Annotated in this window: 15 protein-coding genes; 6 read left to right on the top strand and 9 right to left on the bottom strand. The window is 68.8% G+C overall.

Annotated elements, in window-relative coordinates:
• Positions 1 to 2 precede the first annotated feature (2 nt).
• Positions 3 to 1,178 carry an acyl-CoA dehydrogenase family protein gene (locus ABZ707_RS16520; RefSeq protein ID WP_360174341.1) on the top strand — a complete coding sequence of 392 codons (1,176 nt, stop codon included), beginning with the start codon at positions 3 to 5 and terminating at the stop codon, positions 1,176 to 1,178.
• 126 nt (positions 1,179 to 1,304) lie between these two features.
• Here ABZ707_RS16520 and ABZ707_RS16525 read toward each other — a convergent pair whose 3' ends face one another.
• The 3 genes from ABZ707_RS16525 to tgmA all read right to left on the bottom strand — a co-directional run bounded on the left by ABZ707_RS16525 (position 1,305) and on the right by tgmA (position 3,720).
• Entirely contained in the window at positions 1,305 to 2,429 is a 1,125-nt protein-coding gene (locus ABZ707_RS16525; RefSeq protein WP_360174344.1) for a methyltransferase domain-containing protein, read from the bottom strand.
• Positions 2,404 to 3,132 (bottom strand): ATP-grasp ribosomal peptide maturase, encoded by a 729-nt coding sequence (locus ABZ707_RS16530; RefSeq protein ID WP_360174347.1) that lies wholly within the window; start codon positions 3,130 to 3,132, stop codon positions 2,404 to 2,406. Before ABZ707_RS16530 ends, ABZ707_RS16525 begins: the two co-directional genes overlap by 26 nt.
• A gap of 282 nt (positions 3,133 to 3,414) precedes the next feature.
• Positions 3,415 to 3,720: a putative ATP-grasp-modified RiPP gene (gene tgmA, locus ABZ707_RS16535; RefSeq protein WP_360174350.1), complete on the bottom strand. Its 306-nt coding sequence runs from the start codon at positions 3,718 to 3,720 to the stop codon at positions 3,415 to 3,417.
• 1,265 nt (positions 3,721 to 4,985) lie between these two features.
• Here tgmA and ABZ707_RS16540 point away from each other — a divergent pair.
• Together ABZ707_RS16540 and ABZ707_RS16545 are read left to right on the top strand one after the other, a co-directional pair.
• Positions 4,986 to 6,329: a tetratricopeptide repeat protein gene (locus tag ABZ707_RS16540; RefSeq protein ID WP_360174353.1), complete on the top strand. Its 1,344-nt coding sequence runs from the start codon at positions 4,986 to 4,988 to the stop codon at positions 6,327 to 6,329.
• 143 nt (positions 6,330 to 6,472) lie between these two features.
• A complete protein-coding gene (locus tag ABZ707_RS16545; RefSeq protein ID WP_360174356.1) occupies positions 6,473 to 7,504 on the top strand; it encodes an ABC transporter substrate-binding protein in 1,032 nt (343 codons plus the stop codon).
• Between the two features lie 96 nt (positions 7,505 to 7,600).
• On the opposite strand, the gene ABZ707_RS16550 is transcribed toward ABZ707_RS16545, so the two are convergent.
• Positions 7,601 to 9,235 (bottom strand): beta-N-acetylhexosaminidase, encoded by a 1,635-nt coding sequence (locus tag ABZ707_RS16550; RefSeq protein WP_360174359.1) that lies wholly within the window; start codon positions 9,233 to 9,235, stop codon positions 7,601 to 7,603.
• Between the two features lie 326 nt (positions 9,236 to 9,561).
• On the opposite strand from ABZ707_RS16550, the gene ABZ707_RS16555 reads away from it, so the two are divergent.
• A complete protein-coding gene (locus tag ABZ707_RS16555; protein ID WP_319678232.1) occupies positions 9,562 to 9,837 on the top strand; it encodes a hypothetical protein in 276 nt (91 codons plus the stop codon).
• Positions 9,838 to 9,909: 72 nt separating this feature from the next.
• Positions 9,910 to 11,739: a glutamine--fructose-6-phosphate transaminase (isomerizing) gene (gene glmS / locus ABZ707_RS16560; RefSeq protein WP_360174362.1), complete on the top strand. Its 1,830-nt coding sequence runs from the start codon at positions 9,910 to 9,912 to the stop codon at positions 11,737 to 11,739.
• Positions 11,740 to 11,874: 135 nt separating this feature from the next.
• Here the strand turns inward: glmS and ABZ707_RS16565 are convergent, their stop codons facing one another.
• The 5 genes from ABZ707_RS16565 to ABZ707_RS16585 all read right to left on the bottom strand — a co-directional run bounded on the left by ABZ707_RS16565 (position 11,875) and on the right by ABZ707_RS16585 (position 18,158).
• Positions 11,875 to 12,450, bottom strand: a complete 576-nt coding sequence (locus ABZ707_RS16565) for an acetate uptake transporter (protein WP_360174365.1) — start codon at positions 12,448 to 12,450, stop codon at positions 11,875 to 11,877.
• 152 nt (positions 12,451 to 12,602) lie between these two features.
• A complete protein-coding gene (locus ABZ707_RS16570; protein WP_360174368.1) occupies positions 12,603 to 13,958 on the bottom strand; it encodes a dihydroorotase family protein in 1,356 nt (451 codons plus the stop codon).
• Between the two features lie 16 nt (positions 13,959 to 13,974).
• A complete protein-coding gene (locus tag ABZ707_RS16575) occupies positions 13,975 to 15,471 on the bottom strand; it encodes an aldehyde dehydrogenase family protein (RefSeq protein WP_360174371.1) in 1,497 nt (498 codons plus the stop codon).
• 104 nt (positions 15,472 to 15,575) lie between these two features.
• Positions 15,576 to 16,850: an alpha/beta hydrolase gene (locus tag ABZ707_RS16580; protein ID WP_360174374.1), complete on the bottom strand. Its 1,275-nt coding sequence runs from the start codon at positions 16,848 to 16,850 to the stop codon at positions 15,576 to 15,578.
• A gap of 3 nt (positions 16,851 to 16,853) precedes the next feature.
• Entirely contained in the window at positions 16,854 to 18,158 is a 1,305-nt protein-coding gene (locus tag ABZ707_RS16585; RefSeq protein ID WP_360174377.1) for an MFS transporter, read from the bottom strand.
• Between the two features lie 94 nt (positions 18,159 to 18,252).
• Here ABZ707_RS16585 and ABZ707_RS16590 point away from each other — a divergent pair, with 94 nt between their 5' ends.
• Positions 18,253 to 19,269: an asparaginase gene (locus ABZ707_RS16590; protein WP_360174380.1), complete on the top strand. Its 1,017-nt coding sequence runs from the start codon at positions 18,253 to 18,255 to the stop codon at positions 19,267 to 19,269.
• The last annotated feature ends 139 nt before the right edge of the window (positions 19,270 to 19,408 follow it).

The following is a 19,408-nucleotide window of genomic DNA, read 5'->3' on the forward strand; positions in this document are numbered from 1 at the left end:
CCATGTCCCTGGACCACCGGCTCTCCGCCGAGCACGAAGAACTGCGCCGCACCGTCGCGGAGTTCGCCCGCGACGTCGTCGCGCCCAAGATCGGGGACTTCTACGAGCGGCACGAGTTCCCGTACGAGATCGTCCGCGAGATGGGCCGGATGGGCCTGTTCGGGCTGCCCTTCCCGGAGGAGTACGGCGGGATGGGCGGCGACTATCTCGCGCTCGGTGTCGCGCTCGAAGAGCTGGCCCGGGTGGACTCCTCGGTGGCGATCACCCTGGAGGCGGGGGTCTCGCTGGGCGCCATGCCCGTCTACCGCTTCGGTACGGAGGAGCAGAAGCGGGAGTGGCTGCCCCGGCTCTGCTCGGGCGAGCTGCTCGGCGCGTTCGGTCTGACCGAGCCGGACTGCGGTTCGGACGCCGGAGGCACCCGCACCACCGCCGTGCGGGACGGCGACGAGTGGGTGATCAACGGCACGAAGTGCTTCATCACCAACTCGGGGACGGACATCACGGGCCTGGTCACGGTCACGGCGGTGACCGGCCGCAAGGCGGCGTCCGGTTCCTCCGGCGAGCGGCCGGAGATCTCCTCGATCATCGTCCCGTCCGGCACTCCCGGCTTCACGGTCGCCGCCCCCTACTCCAAGGTCGGCTGGAACGCGTCGGACACCCGCGAGCTGTCCTTCTCGGACGTACGGGTCCCGCTGGCGAATCTGCTCGGCGAGGAGGGGCGCGGCTACGCCCAGTTCCTGCGCATCCTGGACGAGGGCCGCATCGCGATCTCCGCGCTGGCGACGGGTCTGGCCCAGGGCTGTGTGGACGAGTCGGTGGCGTACGCGAAGGAGCGGCACGCCTTCGGGCGGCCGATCGGCGACAACCAGGCGATCCAGTTCAAGATCGCCGACATGGAGATGCGCGCCCATATGGCGAGGATCGGCTGGCGGGACGCGGCCTCCCGGCTCACCCACGGCGAGCCGTTCAAGAAGGAGGCGGCGCTGGCGAAGCTGTACTCGTCGACGGTCGCGGTGGACAACGCCCGGGAGGCCACCCAGATCCACGGCGGCTACGGCTTTATGAACGAGTATCCGGTGGCCAGGATGTGGCGCGATTCCAAGATCCTGGAGATCGGCGAGGGCACCAGCGAGGTCCAGCGGATGCTGATCGCCCGGGAACTGGGCCTGACGGGCTGAGACCGGGTCCGGTCGATCGGCGGCCGGGACGGCGGGCCACGGGCGGGTGGCGTCACGCACCGCCCGCCCTCGTTCTTCCCTCCGGCCACCCGGCGAGCGGACCGGCTACAGGGCGGCGCCTCTCGCCTATTCGCTCAGCCGCCACGAGTGGCCGTCAGGAGTTTCGAACCAGAGCCGGTGCTCTTCGGATGTGGCGCTCAGGCCGTACCGGTCGGAAGCGGGCCTGCCGTTCTCGGCCCAATGGGTGAGCAGGGGCTCACGCTCGGCCCAGAGGTCGCGAGGGCCGCCGTGTTCGAGGTGCGCCATTTGAACGTCGAGCGAGGTGATGCGTGCCCAGGAAGAGGTGCGCGACTCGTAGAGACAGAGCATGTGCTGGTTGTCGTCGCCGGTGAGAGTGAAGTCGATAACCGTCGGATGTACGAGAGCCGCGAAGAACTGCGGCATTTCGGTATCGAGCCGGGTGGGAGGCGCGATCTCCCGCGTATTGCCGGTCCGGGAGAGAAACGTCTTCGTCAGGCCCCGGGCCGTGGTGCCGACTGTGTCCGGAGTCGGCCGGGCCGCCATGAAGGTCGCCAGATCCGGGAGAAACGGGCCACGGGCGTCGTGGTTGGCATCGACCCTCAGGCGGACGATGCCGCAGCCCACGTTGGCCACGATGACGCCGCCGGGGCGTACCTGCTCCCGCCATGAGTCCGGGATACGGCCGACCCCGCACGTCGCCAGGAGTCGAGCATACGGGGCGTGTCCCAAACAGCCCTCCATGCCGTCACCGGCCATGAGCGTGGGGTTGTATCCGGCGCCGCGGAGCCGATCCCGTGCCGCGTTCACGAGGTCAGGATCGATATCGAGTGACACAACGCGATCACTGCCGAGTCGGTGACACAACAGAGCGGCGTTGTAGCCGGTGCCCGCGCCGATTTCCAGCACAGCGTCCCCGTCCTTGACGTCCAGGGCTTCGAGCATCCGGGCCATGAGAGAGGGCTGTGTCGACGAGCTGGTGGCCGTGCCGCCGACGTCGAACTGGGTCAGCAGCGACACGTCCCCGTAGACGGCGGCCAGCCAGGCCGGGTCGTCCTGGTCGTATCCATGCTTGCCACCTCGGGCCCGCACAGTGAACTCGGGCACGAACACATGGCGGGGCACGCTGGAGAAAGCGTCACGCCAGGGCCCGGACCGCAGAGCGCCCGAGGAGATGAGTTGCTCTGTCATCAGCCGACGCAGTTCGTCAGCGGGCGGTGTCGTGGTTGCCATGCGATGATCCCTCCAGTAGGTCAGCCAGCGCTCGGGCGATGGGGCTACGCAACTCCGGGACAAAAGCCCACTGTCCGTTTGGATTCACGTCAATCAGATACCAGTCCCCGGCCTGACCAACGATGAAGTCCAGCGCCGCGTAACGAAGTTCGAAAGTGCTCAGCAGCCTTCGAACTCCCGATGCCACTGTTGAGGGCACCGTGGAAATCTTGTACGTAAGGCTGTCGTAGTCGGTGCGGAAGTCGACGCGGCTCGCGGCCGACCCCGCGTGGAATTCGGCCGCGAACATCCGGTCGGCCACTACCGTGAGTCGAACCTCGTAGGCCTTGGGTACCCACTCCTGAAACTGGTGGGCGGTGAAGCTGACGGAATCATCGATGTCAGCCGCGCGGACTTTGGTCGTCCACAGCGCATAAGGCACTCCGTCCACATCGCTGGGGGGGTACGAGCCCAGCGCCTTGTAGGCGGCCACACGACCCGGCAGCGCTTCTACGAAGCTCCGTGCCTCGTCGGCGTCATTAGTGATCAGAGTCTCGGGAACGCTCAGGCCGCAGTTGACAGCCGCGGAGAGAGTGACGGGGCCGAATCCGGCGGCGGCGTTTCGGTGTGGGTGATTCACCCATGTGCAGTCCAATGCGGTAAGCACGCCGCCGAGGCCGGCACGGGCCTCGGCGGCTGCCCACTTCGCATCCTGCTCCGACAAACCGGGGTGGAGACGGAACACCGACGGACGCCGGTAGTAGACGGAACGGACCTGATCGAGATCCAGGTTCCGGTGCCCACCGCGTAAGTCCCCGTTCCAAGTCCTCCGACGGGGCCAATGCGAGCCGCAAAGCCCAGTTCCTCAGGGAAACCTCCCGGATCGAGCCGGTGCACGGGCACGGCACGCTCGTTGAGTTCCGCAATCACCAGGTCAGCGGTCGAATCATGGGGACGGGTCAACACCAGGACAGTCATCGATCAGTTCCTCCGTTCAGCCGTCCGGTCAGTCAGTGTCGTTTTCCTTGTCGTCGGCGAGCTGGCTGTCCTCCTTTGTCTGGCTCGTAGTCTCGAACTTGGACTTCATTGAGGGAGCGTGGATGAAGGGCTCCCCATCCACGGTCACGCCGATCTGCCGTTCCGGGCAGAGGACCAGGGCGGGCCACACGTCTGTCTCGGGGCGGACAGGAACAGCCCTGGCCAATCCGAACGGCCGCACGACGGACGTCACCGGACCGGCCTCGGAGGTCGGGCCCGGGTAGGGAAACAGGGGTGGCGCCAGTGTCCCGCCGAGCAGACTGCTTGGTGTCATCTCGCATACTCCTTCGTTTCGCGATCTGTTGGTGGCATTGCGCACCCGCCCCTTCGGCCCAGTCGAGGCATGTCCAGGAGGGTGTCTCGCCCGCGCCTCGCCGTGACTCCGGGTGGAAACACACTTCGTCGGTGATCGGCGAGGGGCGGAGTCATGGGTTGTCCTCCACCGGTAGGTCAGGGCGGTGCTGTTGCTCACGCCCTCTCATGGCACGGCGGCGCAGCGTAGAAATCGCTTGTCATTGACGGGCCTTGCGCTCCATGCTCGGACATTTGTTGTGCGTCGATCATCGCCAGTTCGTCCGACCCGACGGAGAGTGTCGGATTTCGCGGCCGTGGACACCCGAAGCGACACCGTATGCGGAGAAATTCCCGGTTCCATTCCACCCCTCAGACCGAAGGATGGAGGCCGAAGACGCATCCGTGAAGGTTCAATCGGTTCACCGCCTTGTTCATCCATTCTCTTGGGTTCAAAGACCCTTGTAACGCTGCCGGTGCAGCGCGGCGATTACTCTTAGCTGTCGACGTTCGTATTCCGTCCCAGGACGCACGGATACCCAACGACTCTGCCACGTAAGGCCAGTGGGACGCGAGAGATGCACCAGCGATCCGACGAAACCGTCAACCACACCAACCATTTCACAGGATCGGTCGTAAACGACCATTCCGATGCGCAGGGCGACCGGCGGCAGATACCGTCGGCGCTTTCACAGCCCCTTCCCCCAGTTGCGGGAGTCCCGCCCTGGTAAGCGCGCACCGATCCCTTCGTCCGCCGGCTCGGCGGAGACGTAATCGGGACACAGTGAATGCCCGCACCTGCACGGCGGCCATCGAAGCGCCGAACCCGGGACGAGGTCAGCACCATCCCCCTCGGGTTCGGACTTCTGAATGGCAAGAGCGCTCTCCGTACCAATCCCCTCTCTGAGCTGAGACAGAAGGCGCCACGCCCCGCTGTCTGTCATTCCGTCCACCGCCTCAATTTGGAGTAGCCGGCAACTCTTCGAGCTACCCGGGTACGCGTGCCAGGTGTACCGTCCGACTCCAACACCTGACCGCGCGAAAATGTGGGCTTCACATGACAAGACGGGTGCCCCTCGCAGGCATGTGAGGTGTTACGCAGCCGCGTTGTCACGTGTCATGCTCCGCGTCTGTTCGCGCTCCGAAGTAACCGTCTCCCTCTAAGTAACCGCGCGAGCACGCAGAGCGGTACCGTTGTGACTGCGGCCGGACTTGAAAGCCTTGAAAATCCGCAAGGGGGAGTGAGGCATGGGGAAGCGTCTGCGAAACGAGGGGTTGGCACGCCTGCTTGCCGAGGCGGGTTGGATGCACGCGCAGTTAGCCCGCGCCACGAATCAGGTGGGCACGGAGAACGGAACCCCGTTCCGCTATGACGAGTCGTCAGTAACTCATTGGCTCGGAGGCACAGTCCCAAGAGAAGCGGCGCGACCGTGCATCCTTGAGGCACTGCGGCGGAAGCTGAATCGGCATGTCACCTACACGGAAGCCGGTCTTCTGCCACCCGCGCAAGATCAGCCGGTCGGCAGCGCCGGAACGGTGGAAGAGTTGATCGAGCTGGGCAGGCAGGACATGGATCCTTCGCGGCGGAGCGTGCTCGGTGCCGGGCTGTTCTCCGTCGCCATGACCATCCCCGGATGGCCGGATGTGCTCGGGCGGATCGAAGCCGTCCAGAGCGGGCGGACGACCCGCATCGGCATGGCCGAGGTACGGATGGTCACCGCCATGACGGAGCGGGTCTCCGACTTGGACGACCAGTTCGGAGGGCGGCACGCTCGGCCCATGGCGGCGGCGTTCATGGTCAACACGGTCGCCCGGTATCTGCACGCGGACGCTCCGGACGACGTGCGGAAAGCGATGATGGCCGCCGCGTCGGACCTCTGCTACCTCACGGGATACATGGCAGTGGACGAGGGCCTGCACGGACTCGCGCAGCGCTACTACCTCAAGGCGCTGGAGCTTGCCGGTGCCTCGGAAGATCACCTCACGTACTGCACCACCCTGCGCGGCATGAGCGTGCAAGCCGTCGACCTGGGGCACGGCACTCAAGCCATGCGGCTAGCCGACGCCGCCGCAGCGGCCTCACCACAGGCCGGCCCCCGGATGCGCGCGTTCCTCGCAGGTCAGCAGGCACACGCCGCCGCACTCATCGGCGACCGGGCGAAGTCGCTGCGTTACATCCGCGAAGCCGAAACAGAGATGGACCGCGCCGAGTCTCGCAGTCAGCCTTTCGGCTCCTACGATCCCTCATCCCTGAACTACCACGTGAGCCAGGTGCGTTATGAGCTGCGCGATGTCGCCGGATCCGTCCGGGCCATGGAGCAGTCCGATCAACTGCGCTTCGACGTCTACCGTCGCGCACGTGTGCGTCACCGGGCCACGCTCGCCGAACGACAGTTGGAGCTTGGACACTTGGAGGCAGCGTGCGCCACATGGAGCAACGCTCTGGATGAGTGGCCGATGATTCAGTCGGGCCGCGCCGACGACCGGATGCGCACCATGGTGCGACTGGTACGCCCTCACACAAAGAACTCCCATGCCCGCGCGCTCTTCGAACGGACGAGGGCGGAACTGCCCAGGAGCATGCACACGTGACCGCCGGTTCCATCGTCCGCCCGGTCCCGTCCTGTCTCCGCGCCCCTCCCGCCCAGGGCCCGCCGGGCCGCCTCCACAGCGATCGGTGGGTAAGGTTAGGCTAACCTTGCTAAGCTCATCGATCGTACGGAAGCGGATCCGCCATGCCCCACGCCCGAACACTCCCTCTCTCCCGTCGCGGTCTCCTCGCCGCCGGTGGCGCCGTCGGGCTCGGCGCCTTCCTCGCCGCCTGTGGTGAGGGCGACGCGAAGGGCGGCTCGGCCACGGGCACGGACGCCGCGAAGCCGGGCCCCTGGTCCTTCCGGGACGACCGCGGCCAGACCGCGCGGGCCGACGCCGTCCCCAAGAACATCGTCGCCTTCACCGGCACGGCCGCCGCGCTGCACGACTACGGCATCGAGGTGAAGGGCGTCTTCGGCCCGACGAGGACGAAGGACGGCAAGCCCGACGTCCAGGCCGGCGACCTCGACATCGACAAGGTCGAGATACTCGGCAATGTCTGGGGCGAGTTCAATGTCGAGAAGTACGCCGCGCTCAACCCGGAGCTGCTCGTCACCGCGCAGTGGCTGAAGGGCGAACTCTGGTACGTGCCCGAGCAGTCCAAGGACAAGATCCTCGCGCTGGCCCCGAGTGTGGCCCTGTGGGCGGCGGAGACCACCATCCCCCAGGCGATCCGGCGCCATGCGGAGCTGGCCGAATCACTCGGCGCCGATCTGGGGTCCTCGAAGGTGACGGACGCCAAGGCGCGCTTCGAGAAGGCCGCGGAGCGGCTGCGCCAGGCGGCCAAGTCCAAGCCGGAGATCAAGGTGCTGGTCGCCTCGGCCAGCCAGGACCTCTTCTATGTCTCGCTCGCGAAGATGTCCGCCGACACGCTCTACTTCCAGCAGCTCGGTGTGAGGTTCGTCGAGCCCAAGGTGAACGCGCAGGGCTTCTTCGAGGAGCTGAGCTGGGAGAACGCCGGGAAGTACGACGCCGACATCATCATGATGGACAACCGTTCCTCGGCGCTCCAGCCCGCGGCGCTGGGCTCCAGGCCGACCTGGGCCCGGCTGCCGGCGGTCAAGGCGGGCCAGGTCGTCCCGAGGGTCACCGAGCCGATCTTCTCGTACGACAAGTGCGCCCCGATCCTGGACGATCTCGCCGCCGCCATCGAAAAGGCGAAGAAGGTCGCCTGACGGAGGCGCGCCGGCGGAACCGCGCCGGCGAGGGGCGCGGGAGGTTCCGGAGAACCTCCCGCGCCCGTCGCGTCCCTCACCCGTGCCGCCCCGGGGTCAGCCCGCCGGCCAGGGCACCAGCGGCGAACGGTAGTAGTCGATCCCGAGCGCCGTCATCCGGGGCCCCTGCGCCGCCAGGCGCGCCTTGTAGGTGTTCCAGTCGTGCGTGGCCGCCGGTGACCAGCCGAGTTCCGCGACCCCCGGCAGCCGTGGGAAGGCCATGGCTTCGAGCTGGTCGCTCGTCACAAGGGTCTCGGTCCACAGCGGCGCTTCGACACCGAGCACCGCGTCCTCGGCCACTCCCGCGTCGGCCAGATAGGTCGCCGGGTTCCAGTCGTACGCCCGGTCGACCTCGGTGTAACCGGCCCACGCCTGCCCCAGCACGGTGTTCCGGTCGTACTTCATGTCGAGATAGACCCGGTCCGCCGGGGAGAGCACCAGCCGGGTGCCCGCCTTCGTCGCCGCCGCGACCTGCTCACGCTCCTCGGCGCCCGTCCTGTCGTAGCCCCAGTACTGGGCGACGGCGCCCTTCACCGGTGCGGCCCCGGTGAGCTGGTGCCAGCCGAACACGGTCTTCCCGTACTTCCGCACAATGGCCTGCGCGCGGTCCATGAAGGCCACATAGTCCTCATGGCTGGTGGAGTGCGCCTCGTCGCCGCCGATGTGGAGGTACTTGCCGGGAGTGAGCGCGGCCAGCTCACGGACCACGTCGTCCACGAAGTCGTAGGTCACCTCCTTGCCCGCGCACAGCGAGCTGAAGCCGACCGCCGTGCCGGTGTACAGCGGCGGCGCGACTCCGTCGCAGTTCAGCTCGGCGTACGAGGCGAGAGCGGCGTTGGTGTGGCCCGGCAGATCGATCTCCGGGACGACCTCCAGGTGGCGCGACGCCGCGTAGCTCACCAGATCGCGGTACTGGGCCTTGGTGTAGTACCCGCCGGGACCGCCGCCGACCTGGGTGGATCCGCCGTAGGTCGCCAGCCGGGGCCAGGAGTCGATCGCGATCCGCCATCCCTGGTCGTCGGAGAGGTGCAGATGCAGCTTGTTGATCTTGTACAGCGCCAACTGGTCGATGTAGAGCTTCACCTGACTGACCATCATAAAATGGCGCGAGACATCCAGCATCGCTCCCCGGTAGGCGTACCGGGGAGTGTCGGTGATGGTGCCGCCCGCGATCGTCCAGGGACCGCGCTGTCTGCTCCGCTTCTCCACCGAGGCGGGCAGCAACTGCCGCAGGGTCTGGACGCCGTGGAAGAGTCCCGCGGGCTCGCGCGCGGTGATGGTGACACCGCCGCGTCCGGACTCCAGCCGGTAGCCCTCCTCGCCCAGGCTCCGGTCGGACGAGCCGAGCCGCAGCCGGATTCCGCCGTCGCCACGGCCCTCGGTGACCGGCAGGGCGTAACCGGTGGAGGGACGCAGCAGACCGGCCAGATAGGAACCGATCCGCCGCGCCTCGCGCGAATCCGCGCGCGAGGCGTCGACCCTGATCCGGGTGCTCGCGGTGACGGCGTACGGCGATCCGCCCGGCCGCACCCGCTCCGGCGCGGGCACGACCTGCCCGAGCGGGCGGGCCTTCACCTCATGGGCGGGCGCCGGGCGGGCATGCTCCGGCGCGGCTCCGACACTGGAGATGCCTGCCGCCACGACAAGCAGCAGCGAGCCGAACAGGCGGGGAAACGATCTGTGCTGTCTCACAAGGGTGTCCCTTCGACGGGTTCTCACTTGTGGTGCCGAGCGACCGAGCCCTCCCATGGGACCCGTGCGCCCCACCGGCGGTCAAGGTGTAGACCAATTTCCGCCCTCTTGACGGATGGATCCCGGCTCCCCTCGCCACGTGTCTCCCTTCGCGCACCCTTTGTGCTCCGTTCCCGTTCAGTTTCGCGCCCACTTTCGCGCTCGTACATGATCGCGGAGCTTGCCGAGCCCGACTTTCCCTCTTTCGGCCCTGGATATCGAGGAACTCTGCCCGATATCGGGCAGATTTCTTGCGAAGACCACCAGCTACCCCGCAATATCAACACGTGCTCGAACGCCGTCCGTCCTACGACGACCTCATCGACCATCTCGTGCGCAGCACCGCGCTCCAGCGCGGTGAGGCCGCCCGGGTGGTACTCGACGTGCTGGCGTACTTCGACGAGACGACCGAGGAGTTCGTCCGCCGCCGCCACCGGGAAATGCAGTCCGGCGGGGACACCAACGCGGAGATCTTCGAGCGGATCGCGGCCGAGCTGCCGCATCGCGCGGTGGCACCTCCGGAGCTCTCCCTCCGGCAGTTGCGCCGCATCGTCTACGGCTGACTCGTCGGCGACCGACTCGTGCGCGGCCGGACCGGCCGGTACGGACCCGTAAATCAGAGGGGCAGAGACTGTATGTGCGGAATCGTCGGATACATCGGAAAGCGGGACGTCGCTCCCCTGCTGCTTGAGGGCTTGCAGCGGCTGGAGTACCGGGGGTACGACTCCGCCGGGATCGTGATCACCGGCAAGCCGGCCGCGGGCAAGGCGGCCACGCTGAAGATGGTCAAGGCCAAGGGCCGGGTCCGTGAGCTGGAGGCGCGGGTCCCCAAGCGCTTCGCCGGCACCACCGGCATCGCGCACACCCGCTGGGCCACCCATGGCGCGCCGAGCGACGAGAACGCGCATCCGCATCTCGACCCGGAGGGCAAGGTCGCGATCGTCCACAACGGCATCATCGACAACGCCTCCGAGCTGCGCGTCAAGCTGGAGGCGGACGGGGTGGTGTTCCTCTCCGAGACCGACACCGAGGTGATGACCCATCTCATCGCCCGCTCCCAGGCGTCGACGCTGGAGGAGAAGGTCCGCCAGGCGCTCCAGCTCATCGAGGGCACCTATGGCATCGCCGTGCTGCACGCCGACTTCGCGGACCGTATCGTCGTCGCCCGCAACGGCTCGCCGGTGGTCCTCGGGATCGGCGAGAAGGAGATGTTCGTCGCCTCCGACGTCGCCGCGCTGGTGTCCCACACCCGCCAGGTCGTCACGCTCGAAGACGGCGAGATGGCCACCCTCAAGGCCGACGACTTCCGTACGTACACCACCGAGGGCTCACGCACCTCGGCCACGCCGACCACCGTGGAGTGGGAGGCCGAGTCGTACGACATGGGCGGCCACGACACATATATGCACAAGGAGATCTCGGAGCAGCCGGAGGCCGTGGACCGGGTGCTGCGCGGCCGGATCGACGACCGGTTCTCCACCGTGCACCTCGGCGGCCTCAACCTGGACGCGCGGGAGGCGCGCGGGGTGCGCCGGATCAAGATCCTCGGCTGTGGCACCTCGTACCACGCCGGCATGATCGGCGCCCAGCTCATCGAGGAGCTGGCGCGGATCCCGGCGGACGCGGAGCCCGCCTCGGAGTTCCGCTACCGCAACCCGGTCGTGGACCCGGACACCCTCTATGTGGCGGTGTCGCAGTCCGGTGAGACCTATGACGTGCTGGCCGCCGTCCAGGAGCTGAAGCGCAAGGGCGCGCGCGTGCTGGGCGTGGTCAATGTCGTCGGCTCGGCGATCGCGCGGGAGACCGACGGCGGTGTGTACGTGCACGCGGGCCCGGAGGTCTGCGTGGTCTCCACCAAGTGCTTCACCAACACCGTGGTCTCGTTCGCGCTGCTCGCGCTGCACCTCGGCCGGATCCGCGATCTGTCCGTCGCCGACGGCAAGCGGATCATCGAGGGGCTGCGCAGGCTGCCCGCGCAGATCGCCGAGATCCTGGCGGCGGAGGACGACATCGCGAAGCTGGCCGGGGAGTACGCGGGGGCCAAGTCGATGATGTTCATCGGCCGGGTGCGCGGCTATCCCGTGGCCCGTGAGGCGTCGCTCAAGCTCAAGGAGGTCTCGTACATCCACGCCGAGGCCTATCCGGCCTCCGAACTGAAGCACGGTCCGCTCGCGCTCATCGAGCCGGCGATGCCGACGGTCGCGATCGTCCCGGACGACGACCTGCTGGAGAAGAACCGCGCGGCGCTGGAGGAGATCAAGGCCCGCAGTGGCCGGATCCTGGCGGTGGCGCACCAGCCGCAGGACAAGGCCGACCACACCATCGTGGTGCCGAAGAACGAGACCGAGCTGGACCCGATCCTGCTGGGCATTCCGCTCCAGCTCCTCGCGTACCACACGGCGCTGGCGCTGGGCCGGGACATCGACAAGCCCCGTAACCTCGCGAAGTCCGTCACGGTCGAGTAAGGGCTGTCCCGTACGGCGAGAGCGCCTCCAGCGCGGGCCACCTGCCGCACTGGAGGCGCTCTCCGGAGGGGCCGGCGCCGCCCACGTACACCGACCCGCGGCTGCCCGGGTCCTGACACCCGTGGCGGAGAGGTCCTACTGCGCCGTCACACCCCGGCCGGCGACGCGGCGGCCGGACAGCGTGGCCGGCCAGTGGGCGAGCGCGGCCGTCGCCCCGTACCAGGAGGCGGCGCCCGCGACGACGGCGAACCAGCCGCCCACCTTGGTGATCCCCGAGCTGTCGGCGAACTGCCCGATCGCGAGCAGCACCAGCGCGACGCAGAGCAGCGCGTAAGTGCCCTGGACGACCGGCCCGGCGCCGGTGGCACCGACCGTCAGGCTCAGCGCCAGCAGCGCCCACAGGATCAGAAAGGATCCGGCCGCGTCGGTGCTGACCTGCTGGCCGGCTCCGGTGCCCCAGGTGAACCAGAAGGCGCCGAGGGCCGCGAAGGCCGTACCGGTGAATGAGTGGCCCGCCCGGAATTCGAGCAGTCCGGCGACGAACAGGCCGATGCCCCCCACGTACAGCGCGAGGGTGACGGCGTCGAGCGGCGTCACCCCGTCGAGGACGCCGGTGTGGCCGATTCCGAATGCGAGCAGAGTGAGGCCGAGAGCGAGATGGCCGAGCACGGAGGCCGAAAAGACGCTTCCCGCGGAGACGTCGTTGTCCACGGCGGGCTCCCTTCATGGAGTGCGATGGTGCTGTGTCCCAGCGACCTTTATGTACCCTTCACAAGCGCACAACCCACCTCTGAGTGCGGGAAAATTTGCCGATTCACCTCAGACCACCGGGAATTGACGGCGGATCAGGGTGGTGGCGCGCTCTACCGGCCGCCCGCGCCGGGTACAAACTCACCGGCCCGCTCGGCCCCGCCGGACGGCTTGCCCTGCTCCGCGATCAGCCGGCCGCGCAGATAGGTCCGGACGACTCTGCCGCGCACCCGGCGGCCGTGAAAGGGCGTCCAGCCGGCCTTGGAGAGCATGTCCTCGTCCCGCAGGGTCCGTTCGGCGTCCGGATCCACCAGCGCCAGGTCGGCGTCGGCTCCGGCGGCGAGCCGCCCCTTGCGCGGCCAGAGCCCGTACATCCGCGCGGGCGCCTCGCTGTAGACCCGTGTGACGTCCTCGTACGCGAGGTGGCCGCGCGCCGCCGCGTCGAGCAGCAGCGACATCGTCGTGTCGAGACCCGGCAGGCCGAAGGGGACGTCCCAGATGTCACCGGCCCGCTTCTGCCGGAGCGTCGACGGGGCGTGGTCGGTGGACATGTGCGTCAGCGTCCCCCGCCGGAGCAGCGCCCACATCTCCTGTTCCTCGTCGTCGCCCCGCATCCGCGCCGGCGGCGTGAACTTGCGCAGGGCGCCCTCTTCCAGCACCTCGTTCTCGCGGAGCAGGAAGTACTGGGGGCAGCCCTCGGCGGCCAGCCGCGCGCCGGCGGCCCGCTCCCGCGCCACGTACTCGGCCACCTCCGGGTGGCTGACATGCGCGATCGTGGCGCGGGCCCCGGTCCGTCGTACGAGCAGCGCCGCGACGGCCGCCGCCACCAGTTCGGCATCGCGTCCGCGCCACTCCGGCAGCAGCCCGCCGTCGGTGCGGCCCTCGGCCCTGAGCAGCTTCTCCGCCGTGTCGACGAGCGACTCGTCCTCGCAGTGCAGCAGGCTCACCCCGCCGCACAGCGCGGTCCGGGTCAGATGCTCCTTCAGGGCGCCCGCGCCGTGTCCCGGCACCCCATGCGTGGAGGCCGTGAAGACCTTGAAGAACGCCACGCCGTCCGCCCACAGGCCGGGCACGTCGGCGGCCCGGCCCGGCCACGCGTGCGCGGCGAGGCCGTAGTCCACATGGGAGCGCCCGCGCAGGTACGCGCGCTTGTCCCGGAGGTCGCCGGAGGTCCTGACCGGCGTTCCGTGGCTGTGTTCGAGGATCGTGGTGACACCGGCGGCCGCGGCGGCCGAGGTCCCGGCCGGGAAGTCCTCCCGGTCGGTGCTGCCCGGGTCCATCAGGTGTACGTGGGTGTCGACGCCGCCGGGGAGCACCAGCAGGCCGGTGGCGTCGACGGAATCCGCGGCCGAGGGCCGGTCCTGGCCCACATAGCCGATCCGGCCGTCCCGTACGCCGACATTCGCGCGGCGGCGGCCCAGCGGAGTGACCACCGTGCCGCCGGCGACCAGCAGATCCATGTCCGTCATGGCCTCGTCACTCTCCTCAGGAGTAGCGCAGATCCTCCGCGGTGGCGTACCAGTCGAACGGCAGGCCCGAGGAATTGATGATCACGCTCTTGGCCCTGGTGTACGCCCGGTGGGCGTCCAGGCCGTTCTCCGAGCCGATGCCGCTGTCCTTCGTGCCGCCCCACGGCGAGCTGGGATCGATCCGGTGATGGTCGTTGACCCAGATGATCCCGATGTCCAGCCGGTCGGTGACCCGCAGCGCCCGGCCGGCGTCGGCGGTCCAGACCGACGCGGCGAGGCCGAACGGGCAGTCGTTGGCCTTCGCCGTGGCGTCGGCCTCGTCGTCGAACGGTACGACCACGGTGACCGGGCCGAAGACCTCGTCGTACCAGAGCTCGTGGGCGGGGGTGACGTCGGCGACGACGGTCGGTTCGTAGTACCAGCCCCGGTCGAACTCGGTGCCTTCCGGGATCCGTCCGCCGCAGAGCACGGTGGCGCCCTGCTCCCGGGCCCGGTCGACGGCGACCGCGGTCCTGTCCCGCTGGGCGCCCGAGACCAGCGGCCCGACCTGGGTGCGGGCGGCCAGCGGGTCACCGAGCCGCAGCGCCCTGGTGCGTTCGACGAACCGGTCCACGAACCGGTCGTACACCGTGCGCTGTACGAGCAGCCGCGCGCCCTGTACGCAGGTCTGGCCGGTGGCGATGAACGAGGCGAACATCGCGCCCGCCACCGCCTGTTCGAGCTCCGTGTCGTCGAAGACGATCACGGGAGCCTTGCCGCCCAGTTCCGCCGTGACCGGGATCAGCGAGCGGCCCGCGTTGCCGGCGACGACCCGGCCGGTCTCCGTCCCGCCGGTGATGTCGAGTTTGGCCAGCCCGGGATGTTCGGACAGGAACCGCCCGGTGGTCGGGCCGAGCCCGGTGACCACATTGACCACCCCGGGCGGTACACCGGCCTCCTGAAGCAGTCCCGCCAGCGCGACCGGCACGGCGGGGCCGAGTTCGCTGGGCTTGATGACCAGCGAGTTGCCGGCCGCGAGCGCGGCGGAGAGCTTCTTCATCGTGATGAGCAGCGGGTGGTTCCACGGTGTGATCAGCCCGGCGACGCCGAGCGGGACGCGGTGGACGACATTGAGATATCCCTCGCCGAAGTCCGGGACGGTCCCCTCCGCCGAGTGCGCGACGGCGCCGAAGTACTCCAGCCACTCGGGCAGCCGGCTGAGCTGGGCGCGCATCTCCCGCAGCGGGCGGCCGATCTGCAGAGTCTCCAGGCGGGCGAACTCGTCGATGCGGTGGTCCAGTTCGGCAGCCGCCCGGTTCAGTACGCGGGCCCGGTCCCGGGCCCGCATGCCCTGCCAGCGCCGGTCCTCGAAGGCGGTCTTCGCGGCGGTGACTGCCGCGTCGACGTCCGCCGCGGTGGCGTGCGCCACGTCGTAGAGGTGGTCGCCGGTGGCGGGGTTGTGCACCGCGAAGGTGGCGCCGTCCGACGCCGGGACGTCCTTGCCGTCGACGCGCAGCGACAATGTGTCAGGCATGTCGTTCTTCTCCGATCCCTCAGAGCCGTTCACTGCTGGTGCGGGCGGCCCGCTTCCGCGTCGCCGAGGACGGCGGGGCGCGGCCGGGTCTGCGCCGGGGGCGCTCATCGCCGGTCCGCCTCCGGGCGGCCGGGCCGGGCGGTCTCCTTCGGATGGGGCCGCCGCTCCAGCCGGCCGGACGGCAGCACCACGTCGACGTACTCCTCGGCCGGCAGCCCGTTGACCCGGTCGAGAAGCCAGTCGGCGGCGTACGTCAGCCAGTTGGGGCCGAGGGCCACCGACGAGGTGGGCAGTGACAGCGCGTGCCGTCCCTGCCGGTAGACGAGCATCGGCGCGGGCGCCGGACATCGCGCGGCCAGGTCGTAGCTGTACTCGACCGGTGAGAGCTCGTCCTCGTCCCCGGCGATGATCAGCCAGGGCGCGCGCATGCCGGACATCAGCGGAGCCAGGTCGATGTCCTCGGCCATGCGGTCGAAGGCCGCCTCGTCGTCCGTCAGCCCCGACATCCACATGAAGCGGGCCTTGAAGGAGGGGGAAGCCGTCCCGAAGAGCGTGTGGGCGCCCGGTTCGTGGCAGACCAGCCCTACGGCGCTGCCCCGCAGTCCCGGCTGTGTCGCGGCGATCTGTGACATCCAGTACGAGCCGAAGGACAGCCCGAAGCCCACCACCCGCCCGGAATCGACCTCGGCGCGGCGCTCGCACCAGGAGAACAGCGCCGCGCCCGCCGCGACCCATGCCTCCGGCGTGAATTTGACGCCGCGGACCGATGCCTCGCCCTGCCCGGGACCGTCGAATGCCAGCACCGCGAATCCGCGCTCCAGGAATGTGTCGCCGTAGAGACTGACATTGAGTTCCTTCGGTGCGTCCATGCCTCCGCAGGAGAGCACCGTGGGCAGCGGGCCGCCCTGATAATCACGCGGCAGATGGAACCAGGCGGGAAGGTGGCCGTCGCCGAAGGGAATGTCGACGCGTTCGACATGATGGTCGGCCAGCCGCGCGTACGACGTGTAGCAGGCGTTCTTGCGGTCGTCGAGACCGACCAGCAGCGCGCCGTCCTCCCAGACGGGCCATTCCGCGGTCGCGTAGAGCAGCGCGGCGTAAAAGAAATGCTCACGGGACGCCACCGGGCGCCGGGCTTTCTCCGCCTCCTCCCCGAGCGTCTCGCGGCGCTGGGCCAGCTCGGTGAAGACAGGGCGGAGATCGGCGAACTTATGAATGCGGGACCGGGCCACCTGGAAGTCCGGAGCGGCATCAGGTCCCATGGGCCGCTGGGTGTAGACGATCCTCGGCTGGTCCCATTCCAGCCCGTCCGTGCGCAGCACGGAGTCGATGATCCAGCGTTGTTCCCGCCACCGGCGTGGCCCTGCTGTTCCGCTCATATGTCAGTTTCCTTCCGCGTCGCTGAGGGGATTTCTCCCCGATCCACCGCCGGACAACGTCGTCCGGGCCAGTTCCCGGGTGTTGACAAAGAAGAGGGCGACCACACCGGCCAGCGGCATCACCGTCAGCTCCCAGAGGCCCGCGCCGCCCCATCCGACGCCGTCCACAAAAGCGGAGAACAGATATCCGGAGAATGCGGCCGGGAGGTAGAAGGCGGCGACGAACAGACCGGAGACCCGGCCGATCATGCGCGGCCGGACGGCGCGCTGCATCGCCGAATAGATGTTGACGAACAGGAAGCCGCTGGCGATCGCGCCCTCCGCGATCGAGAGCGCGTACTGCGGACCCGGTGTGGTCGGCCCGTTGAACAGCAGATAGCCGACGACACAGCCGGCCAGCAGCGCGACGATCATGACGGTCCGCTGGTTGAGGCGGTCACCGAGCCAGCCGGCCGGTATGCCGAGCAGGGCGCCGAGGCCGAACATGCTCGCCGCCAGCGCGGCGTGTCCGCTGCTGAATCCCAGCCGGCTTTCGAGAAAGGTGGGATACAGGCCGATGTAGCCGTACATGGATATGCCCACCACGGCGGCGGTCAGCCCGAGCAGCAGGACATTGCGGTTGTACAGCCGCCCGGGTACGTGACCGGCGTCGAGGCGCGGCCCCGCCGGCACCGCGGTCTCTTTCCGTTCGGTGAACGACCTGCGGATCACCAGCGCGATGATCCCGATGAATACGAGGCCGATCAGGCCGAACGTCCAGAAAGGCGTCCGCCAGGCGCTGCCGCCGTCCGCGAGTTTCGAGCCGAGCACCGGTCCGAGGAATCCGCCGATACCGTAGGCGCAGTTGAGCGTGCCGAGCGCCATGGCGCGGTTGGCGAAGAAGTAGGCGCCGACGGCGGCGAACAGTGCGCCGTTCTGCATCGCTTCGCCCACTCCGGAGAAGGCGCGGTAGGCGAGCATGTCCGGAAAGCCCGTGGCGACCGTGGTGAGGATGGTGAAGAGTGAGTAGATCGCGATCCCGAGCAGAATGACCGACCTTCGTGAAAGGTGGTCGAGCAGATATCCGGTCGGCACCCCGGCCACACCTATGCCCAGCGTAAAGATCGTCGCGAGCAGTCCGCCCTGAGTCAGCGAGAAACCGAATTCGTCACGGATACCGGGCAGCAGAACGGAGAACACCTGCCGGTCCATCGCATTGACGACATAGGAGAGTGCGAGGACGAGCAGACTGATCAGGGCCACTGTCCTGGTCAGCCGTGGGCCATTGGCAGGTGACAGGCTCTGGCGACCAATCTGTGCAGTGGCCACGACGCCGCCTCTGATTCACTCGGGTCGATCCGCTTTGACTTTCTTCAAGCTATAAAATGCAAACTGTCGAGCGTCAAGTAACTGAGAGTGAGCCATGCCAGCGCCTCTTGTGGCCGTCGCCTCTCTGGGCGGGACGATCACCATGACGGCGGCCGACGGGCCGCACGGAGTGACACCGTCCCTGACCGCGCGGGACCTCACGGCCTCCGTCCCCGGGCTGGCACGTATCGCGGACATCCGCGCCGAGACCCTCTTCAGCAAACCCGGGGCCTCGCTCGGCTTCGGCGATCTGCTCCGGGCGCTCGACTGGTCACGCCGGGCGGCGGCGGACGGCGCGGCCGGGATCGTCCTTGTCCAGGGCACGGACACTCTGGAGGAGAGCGGCTACTTCCTGGACCTGCACTGGGACAGGCCGGAGCCGCTGGTGGTCACCGGAGCCATGCGGCCGCCGCAGCAGCCCGGCGCCGACGGGCCCGCGAATCTGCTGGCGGCCGTGCTGACCGCGACCGCCCCGCGCTCACGCGGCCTGGGGGTGCTGACCGTGCTGAACGACGAGGTGCACGCCGCCGCGCGCGTACGCAAGGACGACACGACGGCGCTCGACGCCTTCGGCTCCCGGCCGTTCGGCCCGCTCGCCAGGATCCACGAGCGGTCCGTCCACTACGCGGCCCTGCCCTTGCGGCAGCCGCCGGTCCCCCGTCCCCGCGACGGCGGCGGCCACCCGAGAGTCGCCCTGCTCGAAACGTTCCTCGGCGACGACGGCGAACTGCTCCGCCTGGCCCTCGACGCCCGTTTCGACGGGCTCGTGATCTCCGCCTTCGGCGCCGGTCATGTGTCCGCCGCGATGGCGGCGGTGGTGTCCGAGGCGGTGGAGAAGGCGCCGGTGGTGCTCGCCAGCAGGACCGGATCAGGCTCGGTGCTCAGCGACACCTACGGCTTCCCCGGCTCGGAACAGGATCTGCTGCGGCGCGGCGCGGTCCCGGCCGGCTGGCTCGACGGGCGCAAGGCACGCCTCCTGCTGTGGTCCCTGCTCGCGGCGGGAGAGCAGGGGGACCGGATCCGCGCGGAGTTCGCCGCCCGCGCGGGCGGTACGCCGTCAACCGTTCTCTGAGGCCCGTCGGGCACCACAACTGAGGGGCCGGTGGCCGCGTTTCTCCGCGCGGCCACCGAAGCGGTCCATGGCCCGGCGCCCTTCAGGACGTCCGGCGAGAGATCGTCGCGTCGTCAGGAGATCAGTGGGCGTCAGGGGA

It is taken from the genome of Streptomyces sp. NPDC006923 (assembly GCF_040635655.1).
GTDB lineage: Bacteria > Actinomycetota > Actinomycetes > Streptomycetales > Streptomycetaceae > Streptomyces.